Here is a 14,476-nt window from a genome sequence, read left to right as displayed (position 1 = left end):
TGACGTCCCTACACGGGCGTCGTTCTCCGATGTTCCTGGTTGCGTCGAAAGCGCTGCATGCGGGGTGATATGAAGCCACTGCGCTAACGCCGCCGCCGGACGACATAACACGCCGACGCACCGATGATGATTACGCCCTTGACGATGATCTGTGCCTGCACGGGCATGCCAACCAGCAGGACGATGTTGAAGACGATGACGAGGATCGCCGCGCCGGCCAGGCCACCGGGCAAGGAGCCGCGTCCACCCGAGAGCGCGAGGCCGCCCATCACGGCTGCCACGATCGAATCGAGTTCGAAGCCGCGTCCGACCCAGTTGTCGACGATGCCGACGTAACCTGACAGTGCAAGTCCGGCAAGCCCTGCGAGCAATGCGCTGATGACGTAGCAAACGATGCGCACAGCGTCCGGACTGACACCCACGAGCCGCGCCGCTTCCGGATTGCCGCCGACCATATAGACGCGTCTTCCGAACGTCGACAGATGCAAGAGCACGCCGAACACAACGGCACACGCAACCAGCATCAATACGCTGACGGGCATGCCGCCTATCGCACCTGTGCCCATTGCATGAAAGAGCGGCGGCACATTGCCCGACGGCGCGCCCTGCGTATAGGCGAAGCGCATGCCCTGCAACACGATCGCCGTCGCAAAGGTAGCGAGAAAGGGCGACACCTGCCGCTTCGTGACGAGCAGGCCGTTCAACAGTCCGGCGCATACGCACATGACAAACGTCGCGCCGAATATCGCGGGTGCCGATGCATCCGTTCCGTCGAATGCGGTCGCGATCACGGCGGCAGTGGCCATGACGGAAGCAACCGACAGATCGAGTCCACCCACCAGAATCACGAACACCTGGCCGGTCACGACAATGCCGAGTGGCGCGAACTGCACCAGCATGTTGACGACGTTGTCACTGCGCAGGAAAGTCGGCGACAGTGCACCTGAAACAACAACAAGCAGGATGAAGAACAGGAAAATGCCGTAGCGTCGCGCAATATCCATCGACAGGAAGCGGGCGAAAGGCGGGCGACGTCGGGAAGCGATCGAATTCATGCCGCCCCCCGCTTGCGTTGCAGATTCAGCGATACCGCGACAATGATTGCCGCGCCTTGAACAATCAGCTGATAGTGAGAGGGGATGCCCGCAAAGTTGATCAGGTTGTTCAGGACGCTGAGCAGATAGACGCCGATCAGCGTGCCGATCACGCCGCCGCGCCCGCCGCTGAGAACCGTCCCGCCCACCACCACCGGCGTGATCGATGCGAGCGTATAGTTCGCACCGAGGTAAGGCTGGCCCGAGCCGAATTGCGCGGCGAGATAGATACCCGTCAAGCCTGCGCAGAGCGCGGAGAACACGTAGACGAACAGGATCACGCGCGCTCGCGGAAGACCTGACAGCGTTGCCGCGTATTCGTCATCGCCGACCATGTACACGTAGCGTCCCAACCTGAAGTTGCGCATGAAGTACGAGACGGCCAGGTACAGCAGCACGACGAGCGTCGCGGCAACGGGTACGCCAGCATAGCGGCCATATGCGATCGAATCGAAACCGTCGGGCACGTTACCCGCGGGGCCGCTCGAATAATAGAGAATTGCGCCCTGCAGCACGGCGCCCATGCCGAGTGTGACGATCAGCGGATGCACGCGCAGCCAGAGAACGAGGAATCCGTTCGCCAGCCCAACGACGAGCGACAAGGCGAGAACCAGCACAATCGCGCTGGTCCAGCCGCCGTATGGGTTGTCGGAGAGCCCGGACGTGAGCGTCGCCGTTACGCTGATCAGCGAGCCCACCGACAGGTCGATGCCGCCCGTGAGAATAGCGAGGGTTTGACCGAGCGCCACGAGTGCCAGTCCGGTCGCCTGTTGGTGGACGTTCAGCAGGTTCGGCACCGTCGCGAACCGGTCGCTCACATAGGCCCCAGCCAGCAGAAGAACCAGCAGCAGGCCGGTTACGACATACGCGGCGCCGTTCGCCACCACATGATGTTTCAGCAGGCTTGCGCCGCCGTTAGTTGATGAAAGCATGTCCGCCTCCATTCGCTTGCACCTCTGAAGCGGTCGCAAGCCGCATGATGTCGTGCTCGGTCATCCGTTCGCCAGCCACTTCGCCGTTGATTCGCCCTTCGCGCATCACGAGCACGCGGTCGGACATGCCGATCACCTCCTGCAGTTCCGAACTGATCATCAGGATGCCGAGACCTCGCTCTGTCAGTTGCCGCATCACGCGATAGATCTCGGCTTTCGCGCCCACATCGACTCCGCGCGTCGGCTCGTCGAGAATCAGAACGCTCTTGCACACACGAACCCAGCGGCTAATCAGCACTTTCTGCTGGTTGCCGCCCGAGAGCGTCGCCACGCTGCCCGCAGGACGCGCACCTGCGATGCCGTATTCGCTGATGGAAGCCGCGCCGGCGTCGCGCTCGGCGCGTGAGCGCAACAGACCGAAGCGGGAGATTCTGCCGAGCGTGGCGGCCGTGACGTTCTGCGCAACGTTCAGGTACATCAGCAAACCCTGCGATTTACGATCCTCGGTGACGAAACTGAGACCCAGGCGAATCGCCGTATTCGGCGTCATGCGTGTCCGCCGGGTGCCGCGCACGTCGACCGTGCCGCGCACAATACGCATGGCGCCAAAAATTCCTGACGCCAGTTCGGTGCGTCCCGAGCCAACCATGCCGGCAAGGCCGACAATCTCGCCTGCGCGTACGGTGAGCGACGCATCGAACACGCGGTTTTCGACTTGCAAGCTATCGACTGCGAGCAATACCGCCGCGTTAGACGCGAGTGCCGGTTTGGGCGGATAGATCTCTTTCATCTCGCGGCCAACCATCATCCTGACGAGGCCGTCGCGCGTCGTCGCGCTGACATCCTGCGTCGCGATCTTGCGTCCATCTTTCATCACCGTCACGCGATCACAGAGCGCGAAGATTTCTTCCAGACGATGCGAGATATAAATGATCGCAACGCCTCTCGCGCGCAGTACGCGCAGGCGCTCGAACAGCAACTGCACTTCCTTGCCCGCGATCACGGCAGTCGGTTCGTCGAGCACGAGCACGCGCGTTTCGCCCGCCATCGCTTTCGCGATTTCAACCATTTGCTGATCCGCCACCGACAGATTGCGCAACCGGTCGCGTGGGTCCAGACGCACCCCGAGTTCGTTCAACAAGGTTTGCGCCTGACGGTTCATGCGTCGATGGTCGATCGTGCCAAGCGACGTGCGCGGCTCGGCCCCGGCATAGATGTTTTCGGCCACCGTCGATTGCGGAAACAGCACGAGTTCCTGATAGATGACGTGAATGCCGCGCGCCTTGGCATCCGCAGCGGATTTCCACTGCACCGGCTTGCCTTCGAAACGGATCTCTCCTTCGTCCGGCGTATACGCGCCCGCCATCACTTTCATCAGCGTCGACTTACCGGCGCCGTTTTCTCCTACCAGTGCGTGAATTTCTCCACTTCGCACACCAAACGACACGGCGTCCAGACTCTTCACGCCGGGGAACTGTTTGGTCACGCCGACGACTTCGATCCTGTCATGAGAAAGCTGAGCCAGGTCGACGGCGACCTTCATTGCTGGATGGCTCATTTCTCACCCGGCAGCTTGATCTTGAAGGTCGACGGGTTGTAGCCCGGCCCCATGCCGCCGTCGATGATTTCGTCCGGTGGTCCCTTCGCATCGACGATCTGGTCAACGTACTGATCCGGATGGGGGACCGAGGCCGTTTCATCGCCACGCGTCAGCGCGATTTGCGGACTGATCTCGTAGATTTTCGGCAGAGGCTGGCCATCCAGCACCTTCAGCGCAACGTCGAGCGCTGTACGGCCCATCGCAGGCGGATAGCCGATTTCAAGCATGGGAATCTTGTACTTGAGCGCGAGTTGCAGCGGGCCGTTCAGGTCCGCCGTGGTGTGCGGCGGAATCTCGCCCGCCTTGAAGCCGGCCGCGACGAACGCATCGATCGAACCGGCAACCGGCAAACCGTGCGCGCACCACACTGCGTTGATGGTGTGTCCGTACTTCGCGATCATCGCCTGCATCTGTTGCTTGGCTTTCACCGGGCTCCAGTCCGAATAGACGGTATCCAGCACCTTGATGCCCGGGTATTGCGAGAAGACCTGATGCGCGGCAGCCTCGCGGTCTGCGCTGACGCTGGAACCCGCCTGGCCCGCCAGCATGATCACGTTGCCTTTGCCGTGCAGCTTCTCGACGATCCATTGCGCCCACACACGGCCCATCATGGCATCGGAGCCTGTCACGAACGACACGAAGTTGTCCGATGAGATGCGGCGATCGACCATCACGACAGGGATGCCCTGCTTCATGGCGCGCGTGACAACAGGGTCGAGTGCTTTCTGTGTATTCGCACTCACGATCAGCAGATCGACGCCTCGCGAAATCAGGTCCTGGATGTCCGCGGCCTGCTTCGCGTCGTCCATGTTGCCGTTCGTGATGATCAGCTGCTTGATGACGTCCGCATGCTCCGATGCGGCTTTCATCAACGAATGCTGCATCACGACACGCCAACTGTCGCCCAGCCCCGCGTTTGAGAAGCCGATGACATACGGCGCCTTCTTCTTGAACTTCGCGGTGTCGGAGAAGGGAATCTGCACAGCCGGGTTGAACAGGAAGGTTCTGGGCGCACCGGTGTAGTCCGCATGTGCACTGTTCACGGGAAGAAGAAGTGCTGCTGCGAGTGTGAAAACACCGGCACGTAAGAACGGAATCAAGCGACGCATGTATGTCTCCATGAATATTTTGGTTGTCGTCGGACTGTCACCTTCCTTCGGAGCGCGATCTATAATCAGGCGCTGCCGCTGCGGATCAACGAACGTCCTGCCGACGGCTGAAATGTGGCACGGATGCATCGGGGCATCTAGCAATTGCCATTACTAGTAATGGCAGTAACAGGGAAGTGACAGGAGGCACGGAATGGAAAAGCAGCAGCGGTTGGATGAACTGGCTGATTTTTTACGCACGCGGCGAGCCCGCCTTCGCCCGGAAGACATCGATTTCCCGGCCGGCAACCGCAGAAAGACGCCGGGGCTGCGGCGCGAAGAGGTCGCTGAACGGGCGGGGATCAGCGTGACCTGGTACGCGTGGCTCGAGCAGGGCCGCGAGGTCAACGTTTCTTTCAAAACTATCGAAAGCCTTGCGAATGCGTTGAAGCTTTCTCCGCATGAACGCACGCATCTTTTTGAACTTGCCAACCACTACACGCCGCCGGGTCCTTATCCGATTGCGCAGAATGTGACCGACACGGTCCGTCGGATGCTCGATCAGTTGGGCAACATGCCGGCGTATGTCGTCGATGGAAACTGGAACTACGTGACGTGGAACGAGGCGGCGGTCAAGGTATTCACCGACTTTCGCAAGATGCCGGCCGGCCGCTGCAATCTGCTCTGGTTCACGTTTCAGCACGAAGGCGCGCGCTCATTGTTCCGGGGGTGGGATGCGTACGCGAAGTGCGTGCTGGCGCAGTTTCGGGGCGACTACATCCTTCGCCCTTCGGGGGAAGTGTTCCTTCGCGATCTGGTCGAAGAATTGACGGATACCGATGCGGACTTTTGTCGTTGGTGGGCCGAGCATGAAGTGCTCAAGCGCAGCGACTGGCGCAAGGTGATTGAGCATCCGGTCGCGGGAGTGCTTGAACTGGACGCACTTTCCCTCGAAGTGCCGGATGCGCCGGGAATGCGCATCATGGTCTACACACCCGCGCCGTCGACGGATACAGCGCAGCGTATCGAAGTCCTCATGAAGAGTTCTCTCGCCGCGACGAAGCCGCTTGAGGCTGTGGCTGTGCTGGAGACCTTCCGCAAGCCGCGAACGTCTGCGGGAAGGAAAGGCTGATAAGGGCCGGCTAATACAGGAAGCGCGTTGTCCGCCCGGAAGGAGCAACGCGGTCTGCGCGATTCGCGCTAACGAACTGGCTGGTGAACGCGATTCGTTCAGCGCAGCACCCCTGAGCACCCGTGGTCGTCCGCCGATGATCTATAAGCAGATTCATACCTGGCGCGAACACACTTCGTTTGACCGAAGTCGAATTGAGATCGGACGTTCGCATTGGCATCCAGACCCCGAAACGGTCAGCGCGCCAATCAGCAGACAAGAAGGGAGCCACACGACGTAATTTTGAAAAGCATTTGCTTTTTGGAAAGACTTTCCACTATGATGGCGCCTGTGTCGAATGGGAGCGTCATTGGGACGCACCGTAGCGAATCCGTGGATTCAGGTGACAAGCAATGAGCGCCGTAGCCGAACGCATCCTCCGTGTACTGGAAGAGCTCGCCAATGCGCCAGAGGGCAAAACGCTTTCAGAACTTTCCAGCACGCTCGACCTGCCGGTTAGCGCGACTCATCGTCTGCTCGCCGATCTCGTGGAGCAAGGTTATGTGCGAAAAGACGAACGGCGCGGCGAATTTTCCCTCACCATGAAAATGCCCTCGTTGGGTCTACGGTTTCTTAGCGCCGGCGGTGTGGTGGACGTCGCGCAGCCCATTTTGGAGCGGCTTGCCACGACATCGGGTGAATTGATCCGGCTGGCGATCGTCGATGGAGAGCAACTGATTTACGTTGCCAAGGCGCAAGGTGCACGGCAAGGCATTCGCTATGACCCCGAGATGGGCCGCGCGGTGACCCTTTCATGCAGCGCTGCGGGCATGATCTGGTTAGCTGGCAAGAGCGAAGAAGATGCGTTAAGGCTTGTGTCGAAACAGGGCTTTGGCATGCCATCTGACTTTGGTCCGCGTGCACCGACAACATTCAAAGCTCTGCTGCCAATGATTGAGCGTGCGCGCGAGAATGGTTACGCGACTACGCAAGATATGTTTCTGCCAGCCATGAGTTCTATGGCAACGCCTGTGCGTACGGCTGGGGGGGAAGTGCACGCAATCTTGATCATCGCGGGGCCGATGTCGCGCCTGACAGCAGAGCGAATGAAAGAGCTCGTTCCGGCGCTCATGTCGACCGCTACGGAATTGTCCGATGCAAGCGGCGTGTCGCCCATGCTTAAGCAGGCGCTGCAAGGCGCCTGCCGCGCGGCAGGTGCTGAGCGTTAGGCTGGGTCGTCTACTGCGAGGGCGTAGTTCATTCACGACTTGACATGGTAGAAGGCGAATTGAAATTCGCCTTCACTTTGAATTAATAATTAGTATTACGAAGCAAAGATGTCGGATTGACAAAAAGGCAAGGCAGCCTCTTTTAAACAGCAGGAGACACGCATGACCCACGTTACGAATGAGAGTACCTCGCATTCCATGGCCAACCGGGCGGTGAGCGCCGCTACGCTCGGTACGGCGCTTGAATGGTTCGATTTCACGCTCTATGGATCAGTCGCAGCCACCGTGCTGCCCAAACTGTTCTTTCCTGCGATGGATTCGAATTCCGCCATGCTCGCGTCGCTGGCAACTTTCAGTGTCGGATTGGCCGCACGCCCACTCGGTGCGATCACCTGCGGATACTTTGGCGACAAGGTTGGGCGTCGTAACCTGATGCTCGGTACGGTATCCGTAATGGGGATTACTTCGGTGCTGATGGGGCTTCTGCCGACGTATGCGCAGATTGGTGTCTATGCCCCTCTGTTGCTTGTGATTCTCCGCATCATCCAAGGCTTCGCGCTGGGCGGCGAATCAACTGGCGGTCAGCTCATGGCGCTTGAACATGCACCAGCAGACCGGCGAGGCAAATACTCGGGCCTGATAGGCATGTGTGCCCCGCTGAGCCAGATAGTCGCCAACGCGGCGCTTCTGCTGCTCTCATCGACGATGAGTGCGGGTGCTTTCATAAGCTACGGCTGGCGCATTCCCTTCGTGCTGAGCTTTGTCCTGGTGCTGGTCGGCATTTACATCCGGCTGCGCGTTGCCGAGACACCGGCGTTCGTCAAGCTGCAGCAGTCCGCCGTCGCCAAGGTCGGAAGCCCGTTACGGGATGCATTCCGTCTGCATTACAAGACAATCATTCGCATGATGCTGTTCTTCTGTGGGCCGACCGCACTTTTTTACCTCGCCGTCGTGTTCACTTTGAGCTACCTGACGAACACGCTCGGCGTGCCGAAGCAGACCGGTTTCATGTTGTTGATGATCGCCAATGCATGTGCTATCGCGGGTTCGATTGGTGGCGGCTTGCTGAGTGACCGGATTGGTCGCAAGCGCGCGTTGCTGCTTGCGTCAGCCGCGACGTTCGTGATCATGCTGTTCTATTTTCAGGTGCTCGCCACACGGAGCTTCGTACCGATGGCGATAGCAATGGGTCTTTTCATGGCATTCACGCAGGTCCAGACCGGAATTCAGCCTGTTGCTTTCGCCGAGGTGTTCCCGACCAATGTCCGGTATTCCGGTTCGGCGCTCGCCTTCACCGGTGCGAGCCTGTTCGCGGGCGGCCCAATTCCGGTGGTCGCCGCGTGGTTGCTGCACCTGGGCAATGGCTCTCCGTGGGCGCTGGTCGCACTGGTTGGAGCACTCAATATCTTGTCGTTCTGCATGATCGCCATCGGACCAGAGACCGCCGGTATCGACATGAACCGCCTCGACTCAGCAGCCGAAATTGCTGGCGAACGTGAGTCTGTCTCCGGGCAGGCGACTTACTGATCCTTCGGGGAGTGCATTCGCCCTGCGGGGCGGAGGGCATAGCCTCGGCGCACTGAAAAAGCAGACGGAGAAAAGCAAATGATCAAAGACGAAACCGGCTTGCTCGCGATCTGGAGCACGATCGCAGCCGAATCTGAAACGGACTACATGCACTGGCTGACCCGGGAGCACATCTTCGAACGTGTGAGCGTACCTGGCTTTCGATCCGGGCGCGTATTCAAACGACGCAACAGCCGGCCCTCGGAATACATGATGCTTTATGAGCTCGACAATGCGGACGTAATGTCGAGCCCTGGCTACCTGGAACGATTGAACAATCCGACACCGTGGACGCAACGGATCATGCCGACGCTGGAACAGTTTCGTCGCGGCGGCGGCTCTATTGTCGCGCGGGGCGGCAACCCGGCCGGACACGGCGGCCACATTTCCATCGCACGCTTCGAGGATACTCTGCCGGATCGTCTGGCCGCGCACGAAGGGCTGGAACTGGTGAAAGCGCTAGCGAAAGTCGATTGGGTTGTGAGCGCGCAGATCATGTCCGTCAAAAACGATGCGACAGCCATTGCCACGCAGGAAAAGTCTATGCGTCGAAGTTCGGAAGGTGAGTTCGCTGGGCTACTCCTCGTGGAGTCGCTCGATACCGGCTCTCTTGACAGGGCGATTGCGCAAGCCAGCGAATCGGCCGGCATCGAGCCCGATACGTTCGATTCATACGATCTCGTTTTCGTGTGCCATTCGCGGTAGGCGTAGATCGAAGCAAATCTGTCACTGCCTGGCATAGTGCTGTTCACGCTCGTGAGTGGGCTAGTTGAGCTCGATTGCAAGCGGATCGATATAGTCTCCATGGAGCCGGAAAATTACACGCGACGACAACCGGGAGGGGACCGGTTCGCGCTGTCCGAAACCACGCTTGGATATCAGCCGATTCCTCGCTCCGTAGTCGATCTCGTGCAGTGATGATCTTGAGGCGGGAGTGTTTATTCTCGGATTCGAATCGGAGGGGCTGGAGCGTGCGCTTGAAGAGCACCAGATGATCGCAGATAAGGAAGTCAAGATAGTCTTCGGTGTTCCAGCGTATCAGCCGGGATGGGAGCTGGATTCAATCGTTCCGCATTTGCAGACCCTGCAGACGGCGCGCCTCGAGATCGAGTACTGCTCGGCAAGCGATCCGGAGGCCGTATTCGAATGTCTTGAGCGCACGCGCCGATCGCTCGGCGTGGGGAAGCGCATGCTCGTGGCTCCGATTGGTCCGAAACCTTGCGGAATTGCTGCTGCAGTGTACGGGGTCCCCGCGCGGTCCCTTGCATGTGCAACTCACACAGATTTGAGAATGACTTTCCGAACGGTACCACCTAGCCATGCGGTGATCCCCGAACGGCTGACAATTCCAATAGTCCGGCGAGGTCCGAGGACGATGGCGCCGACGCACAACGCCAGCAGCAGCGTGACGCGCGGTGCGTCGGCCAGCGAAGCGATCAGGCCGACCGCAGGAGGCCGCGTCTGTCCGTGTACGGCCGGGACCGATGATGGAGTGCTGTTCGCCGCCAGCAACGCTGTGCGTGATTCCGCCATGCGCAGCAGGATGGCGGCCTCGGCTTCACTATTGGTCGGTACTTGGTTCATTTTAGCGCCTCCTTCAACGTATCGAGATCGCTCCGGAGCTCCCCCTGCAGAAGATGAAGCGAACGTCCAGGTTTCTGGGCGCGGACGAAGAGCAGAGAGACAACGGAAACAATTAGCCACATCGCGGCAACGCCCCAGACCACCGGAAGGAAGTAAGGCGTCCGCCACGCCGTCGCGATGATCGCAATGCACACAAACGAAAGTGTGAACAGGCCAGCGACGGCCAGGGCAACAAGTGCGCTCAACTCGCGGACCAGAGATTTCCTGGTCTCCTCAAGTTCGACGCCGAGGAGCTCACCATAGTCGGTGGCTCGCTCGACGCAGAATCTGCCGACGTTTCGCCACTTCGTGACTTTCGAACGCATGGACATTGCGGGACTCCTCGGGACTGGCTTGTTGCGGAAACGCCGGGGCGGCCCGCGCCAGGTGTTTGCCGTCTACACCTTTCAGGCCGCGTCGAAGGCAAGACGCGTGTAGCCTCACTCCCGATCGCTCGAGTCGCTTCGGCCGTTATCGGGCCTTGAGCGATTCGCTGCGCGCAACGCTCCAAGAATGAAGCCCACGCCGGCGGCAATTGCCAGCGCCGCGAACGGCCGCTCCACCGTGGACTCGCGTACGACATCCACAAAATCGGCATAGAGTTGCTGAGCCTTGCCACTCAACTCTTTCGCTGTTCCGCTAACCTGTGCGCCGGCACTGCTCAGCAGGTCCCCGGCGGCTTGCTGAACGTCGCCAGCAACCTCCCGTAGCGTTCCTTCTGCTTTCGTCGTTTCCATTGTCTGCTCCTCAAGTGAGTGCGATCAGGCCGCACGGGAAAATGCGCCGGCATGAATGTCGAGAACCACGCCTCTATGTAAAGCGCTGGTTCGGCAGCGGGACGGCGTGCCAGATGCTGCGCAAAAGTCGGGCCCAACCTGATAATTCGCTGACGCACCCATTCGCACGGCCGGCGCTCTCCAAAGTCACCTTCCATCGCAATTTTGTCGGAAGTAACGAAAATACTGGTCCCGTCGTTCAATGGACCTAACATGAAAGCACCCCACTGCAAAGCGCGTAGCAGGGCCTGCCTCGTGCAGGCCGCATCAGGGTGCAACTTCTAAATGGAGGCGACTTTCCGGTGAAGACGTGCTCAAGTGAGCGTCTTTGTGACGCCCCACGGGCTGCGTACCGCACTTCAGATTTCGTCGAGCCCTTGACGGGCGTAAGACACGGGGTGGCGTTCGCTCTGCTCACGATACCTGCCCTTTAGCCCAGTCGCGGCGATCATCAAATCAGAGCGGTGAGGATTCGGCGGACCCCGTCCGCCTTCCCGGAAGAAGCCTTCGGCGTGTCAGCAGCGATTTGTCGAGTGAACGCGCGCGCACCGACGGATGCGTGCACCTGGCGATGGAGACGAAAATGGAAGTCCTCTTTAAAAGCTTCGCAGCTGCAGCGCTGATGTCGATCTTTGCGGCGACTGGATCTGCGCAGAATACCGGCGCGGCCCGCGAGGCGGGAGCGAGTGGTGGAGGGGCGGCCCGCTCGGGGGCGGGGATGCGAGGCGCTAGCGTCGCGGAGGCGCCTCAGAGTGACGATCGATCGCGCGTGCCTGGAGCAATCCGCGCGCCCCATTCTGGGTCGGCGGCCTCCGGACGACGCGAGACGGCGCCTGATAACCGCGGGGCGAGCGCGCCGACTGATCAAGGGGTGACGCGCGGTGGACCTGAGAATCCGAGCGGACTGAAGAAGCCCGATTGACTCGCCAGTGTGTTCAGGAAGGCGTCTGGGCTTCGATCGTGAGGCGATTGACGAACAGTTCAGGAGCAGATCAGAAACGGGTCAGTCGGCGGCCGCGGACTATGCGCGCGTGCTTGCCGTTGGAGGGCACCCCGTCTGCTGGACGATAGGCGGTTATCCATCTGAGGGCGGCTTGAGGTCGAACGCTTCCCGACAGGAAGCAACGGATCACAGACCTTCAGGAAAACGGACAGGAGGCGAAGGGAAATGCAGCTGAAGCCTTTGACCTGCGAACACAGCTGAGGCAATGCCGCGGTTGCCCCGTTCGCCCTGATCCGCCAAGGACTATCGATTTCTCGATCGTTCGCAGTTCATCATTTCTTCTTCCGTGGTCGACTGTTTCCGACGTGGGCGCGTGTCGAGCGTCCTCTTCCTCAACGGAGATTGCGGGCCTGGCCCTCCAGGACGGATTCCATTAAGTCGGACATTGGAAGGGCGAATTAAGTATGAAACATAAATCCAAGGTGGTTCGCGCGCCCGCACTGCTCACGCACTCAAGGAGCGAGCATGAACCAGAACATGGCGAGCGTGGCAGCGCCCATGGCAATCGTCGCGGCCCAGCCGGTGATGCGATGGCGCACTGGAATGATGAAGCTGCACATGATGTTCGGATTCACCGCCGTGAACATGATCAGCCCCATGAACGGGACGGAAACCACGTCGTTGATCACAGCGCCCCAGTAAAGCGCCTTGATAGGATCGATCCTTGTAAAGCCGATCACAAGACCGACTAGCGTCGACAGGGCGATGATGCCGTAGAAACGTTTTACCGGTTGTGTTTCAGGCCGAGGCTGTTTCGCCAGTTAAACGCACCCGCCATTGCATAGGCTGCAGACCCCGCGAGTACTGGCAATGCGAGCAGGCCCGTGCCGATGACTCCCAGGCTGAACAGAGTGACGCGAAGTTGCCAGCGATGGGTTTCAGGGCAACAGCGGGCTGTCACGCGGCACCGCCGGAAGCCACCAACCGGACGCGCGGCCCCGCCTGTCAGCAATCGATGCTGAGCGTTGTCTCCGCTGATCCTGAATCCTCTTTTGGCCGCAGCACTTCGCCCGACCCCTGCAACTCACTGCGGCCGACGATATCGTCCGGGCCCAGACTTCGACCGCACGCCGGGCAGCCGGGCTTCATTTTTGCGAAGAGTCCGTCACCTCCGTCGTACGTCCCGGCATGGGTCAGGTTACGCAGGCACGTCCGGTACCGGTGGTCGGAAAAATCGCCGATGTCCAGGCTTTCGATGAGGGCTCCGCGATGTCCGCATGGGCATTCAACGTAAGTGAAAATGCGGGTTTTCATGATGGCCTCCTGCCGGTCTAAGCGAACGCAGCATGAACTGGGCCAAGAAACTATTCACGGGTCCGCGGCGCGCGGAACGCTCGTCCCCGGGCTCCTCTCTTCGCTCGACTGGAAACGCCCGTTGCTGTTTTCAGGCGCCGTATGTCTGCGCTGCCTGACTGCAACGGTGCGGTCATCCACCGCACTCGGCTGGCGTGCATCGTGTCCGTGGCGAGCGCAAGGGATGACTGGGCACCCTTCAATACACGACGCGCATCGATTACCGGCGCGATTGCGGCCTGTCGCGCATTCGACCGGCCAGCCTGCTGAATCAAGGTCAGGCTCGAGGCATAGACGACTCTCGGCACGGCGGTTGCTGGTTACCGGATCACGACCAGCAAAAGAGAAGAACTGCGCATGAATTTCCCCGCTTTTCCCGGCCGCCGTCTGACTTCATGACACGCGACTAGCGCCTTCGCAGCATGCGCAAGACCATGCGCGATATGTTCGGTATCGCCAGGTTGCGTGCCGGGCAGGAGGACATCATCCGCAGCGTGCTGGAACGGCGCGATGCGCTGGCCACGATGCCGACCGGCGCCGGAAAGTCGCTAGGCTATCAACTGCCCGCGCTGCAACTCGACGGCAAGACGCTGGTCTCACTGGATTGGCGGCACCACGCCCAGTTTTTCGGCCAGCATGCGCTCATACACGCCGAAGTGCAGGTCGACTTCCTCCTGACTTACTGTCGTCACGATGATGTTCATCTGCTCTAGCAGCAGGCCGAGCACCAGCGCGATCGCCGCTTCGAGTTGCGGCGCACAAACGCGGTCTTCCGCCAAGGTCGTGCCAACGGCGATATCGCATGTGTGGTCCTGCTGGAAGACGATCTCGACCAGCCGCGCGCGGGCGCTCATGTTGTTGTCGATCGCGAGGCGCACGACCTCCGCCACGCTACCCATCGATTCCGTCGGAAAGCCTCTGGCCGAGCGCAGCCGGACGCGATGTCTGCCAAGCGTGAGCCAGTCCGAATCGAATTCCATGGTGTCCTCCGGTTTCGTTGCAATGCACCGCGATAATATTATTTGGCAGGCAATTTTCAAGACCGGAGTTTCACGACCGCCCCTTGAAATTTTCACCGTAGGTTCTATCTTTGATTTCGCTCAGGCAGACGCGCCGGTCACATCCGGTGCGCTGCGTGTTTCGATTTGTTTGCCAGCGGCC

15 protein-coding genes and 1 pseudogene are annotated in these 14,476 nt (G+C 60.1%); 6 read left to right on the top strand and 10 right to left on the bottom strand.

Annotated elements, in window-relative coordinates:
- Nucleotides 1-83 precede the first annotated feature (83 nt).
- The 4 genes from P0D80_RS35375 to P0D80_RS35360 are packed head-to-tail and all read right to left on the bottom strand — an operon-like array spanning nt 84 to nt 4,735.
- Nucleotides 84-1,055 carry an ABC transporter permease gene (locus P0D80_RS35375; protein WP_408290773.1) on the bottom strand — a complete coding sequence of 324 codons (972 nt, stop codon included), beginning with the start codon at nt 1,053-1,055 and terminating at the stop codon, nt 84-86.
- Nucleotides 1,052-2,026, bottom strand: coding sequence for an ABC transporter permease (locus P0D80_RS35370; protein ID WP_408290771.1), 975 nt, complete (start codon nt 2,024-2,026; stop codon nt 1,052-1,054). Before P0D80_RS35370 ends, P0D80_RS35375 begins: the two co-directional genes overlap by 4 nt.
- A complete protein-coding gene (locus P0D80_RS35365; RefSeq protein ID WP_408290769.1) occupies nt 2,010-3,584 on the bottom strand; it encodes a sugar ABC transporter ATP-binding protein in 1,575 nt (524 codons plus the stop codon). Before P0D80_RS35365 ends, P0D80_RS35370 begins: the two co-directional genes overlap by 17 nt.
- Entirely contained in the window at nt 3,581-4,735 is a 1,155-nt protein-coding gene (locus P0D80_RS35360; RefSeq protein ID WP_408290767.1) for an ABC transporter substrate-binding protein, read from the bottom strand. The genes P0D80_RS35365 and P0D80_RS35360 overlap by 4 nt, the downstream gene beginning before the upstream one ends.
- 193 nt (nt 4,736-4,928) lie before the next feature.
- On the opposite strand from P0D80_RS35360, the gene P0D80_RS35355 reads away from it, so the two are divergent.
- From P0D80_RS35355 to P0D80_RS35340, 4 genes are all read left to right on the top strand, one after another.
- A complete protein-coding gene (locus tag P0D80_RS35355; RefSeq protein WP_408290765.1) occupies nt 4,929-5,846 on the top strand; it encodes a helix-turn-helix transcriptional regulator in 918 nt (305 codons plus the stop codon).
- Nucleotides 5,847-6,238: 392 nt separating this feature from the next.
- Nucleotides 6,239-7,054, top strand: a complete 816-nt coding sequence (locus P0D80_RS35350; protein WP_408290763.1) for an IclR family transcriptional regulator — start codon at nt 6,239-6,241, stop codon at nt 7,052-7,054.
- A gap of 198 nt (nt 7,055-7,252) precedes the next feature.
- Nucleotides 7,253-8,581, top strand: a complete 1,329-nt coding sequence (locus tag P0D80_RS35345; RefSeq protein WP_408290761.1) for an MFS transporter — start codon at nt 7,253-7,255, stop codon at nt 8,579-8,581.
- Between the two features lie 99 nt (nt 8,582-8,680).
- Nucleotides 8,681-9,325, top strand: coding sequence for a hypothetical protein (locus tag P0D80_RS35340; protein WP_408290759.1), 645 nt, complete (start codon nt 8,681-8,683; stop codon nt 9,323-9,325).
- A gap of 570 nt (nt 9,326-9,895) precedes the next feature.
- On the opposite strand, the gene P0D80_RS35335 is transcribed toward P0D80_RS35340, so the two are convergent.
- The 5 genes from P0D80_RS35335 to P0D80_RS35315 all read right to left on the bottom strand — a co-directional run bounded on the left by P0D80_RS35335 (nt 9,896) and on the right by P0D80_RS35315 (nt 13,276).
- Nucleotides 9,896-10,204, bottom strand: coding sequence for a hypothetical protein (locus P0D80_RS35335; protein ID WP_408290757.1), 309 nt, complete (start codon nt 10,202-10,204; stop codon nt 9,896-9,898).
- Nucleotides 10,201-10,575: a phage holin family protein gene (locus tag P0D80_RS35330; protein WP_408290755.1), complete on the bottom strand. Its 375-nt coding sequence runs from the start codon at nt 10,573-10,575 to the stop codon at nt 10,201-10,203. Before P0D80_RS35330 ends, P0D80_RS35335 begins: the two co-directional genes overlap by 4 nt.
- A gap of 108 nt (nt 10,576-10,683) precedes the next feature.
- The gene (locus P0D80_RS35325) at nt 10,684-10,980 is read right to left on the bottom strand and encodes a CsbD family protein (RefSeq protein WP_408290753.1); all 297 of its coding nucleotides are present in this window, start codon (nt 10,978-10,980) and stop codon (nt 10,684-10,686) included.
- Nucleotides 10,981-12,474: 1,494 nt separating this feature from the next.
- On the bottom strand, nt 12,475-12,702 hold the full coding sequence (locus tag P0D80_RS35320; RefSeq protein WP_408290751.1) for a hypothetical protein: 228 nt from the start codon (nt 12,700-12,702) through the stop codon (nt 12,475-12,477).
- Nucleotides 12,703-12,967: 265 nt separating this feature from the next.
- On the bottom strand, nt 12,968-13,276 hold the full coding sequence (locus P0D80_RS35315) for a hypothetical protein (RefSeq protein ID WP_408290749.1): 309 nt from the start codon (nt 13,274-13,276) through the stop codon (nt 12,968-12,970).
- Between the two features lie 461 nt (nt 13,277-13,737).
- On the opposite strand from P0D80_RS35315, the pseudogene P0D80_RS35310 reads away from it, so the two are divergent.
- Nucleotides 13,738-13,911, top strand: a pseudogene (locus P0D80_RS35310) (DEAD/DEAH box helicase); the annotation flags it as partial.
- On the opposite strand, the gene P0D80_RS35305 reads toward P0D80_RS35310, so the two are convergent.
- Entirely contained in the window at nt 13,912-14,295 is a 384-nt protein-coding gene (locus tag P0D80_RS35305; RefSeq protein ID WP_408290747.1) for a hypothetical protein, read from the bottom strand.
- Between P0D80_RS35305 and P0D80_RS35300 the strand changes: the two genes are divergently transcribed.
- A partial coding sequence (locus P0D80_RS35300) for a hypothetical protein (RefSeq protein ID WP_408290745.1) occupies nt 14,294-14,476 on the top strand: 183 nt, incomplete at its 3' end. The two genes, P0D80_RS35305 and P0D80_RS35300, sit on opposite strands and share 2 nt — an antisense overlap.

The sequence above is a fragment of the Paraburkholderia sp. RL17-373-BIF-A genome, assembly GCF_046030175.1.
GTDB lineage: Bacteria > Pseudomonadota > Gammaproteobacteria > Burkholderiales > Burkholderiaceae > Paraburkholderia.
Note: the sequence above shows the minus strand (reverse complement) of the source record. Positions and strands in the feature narration are given on the sequence as shown.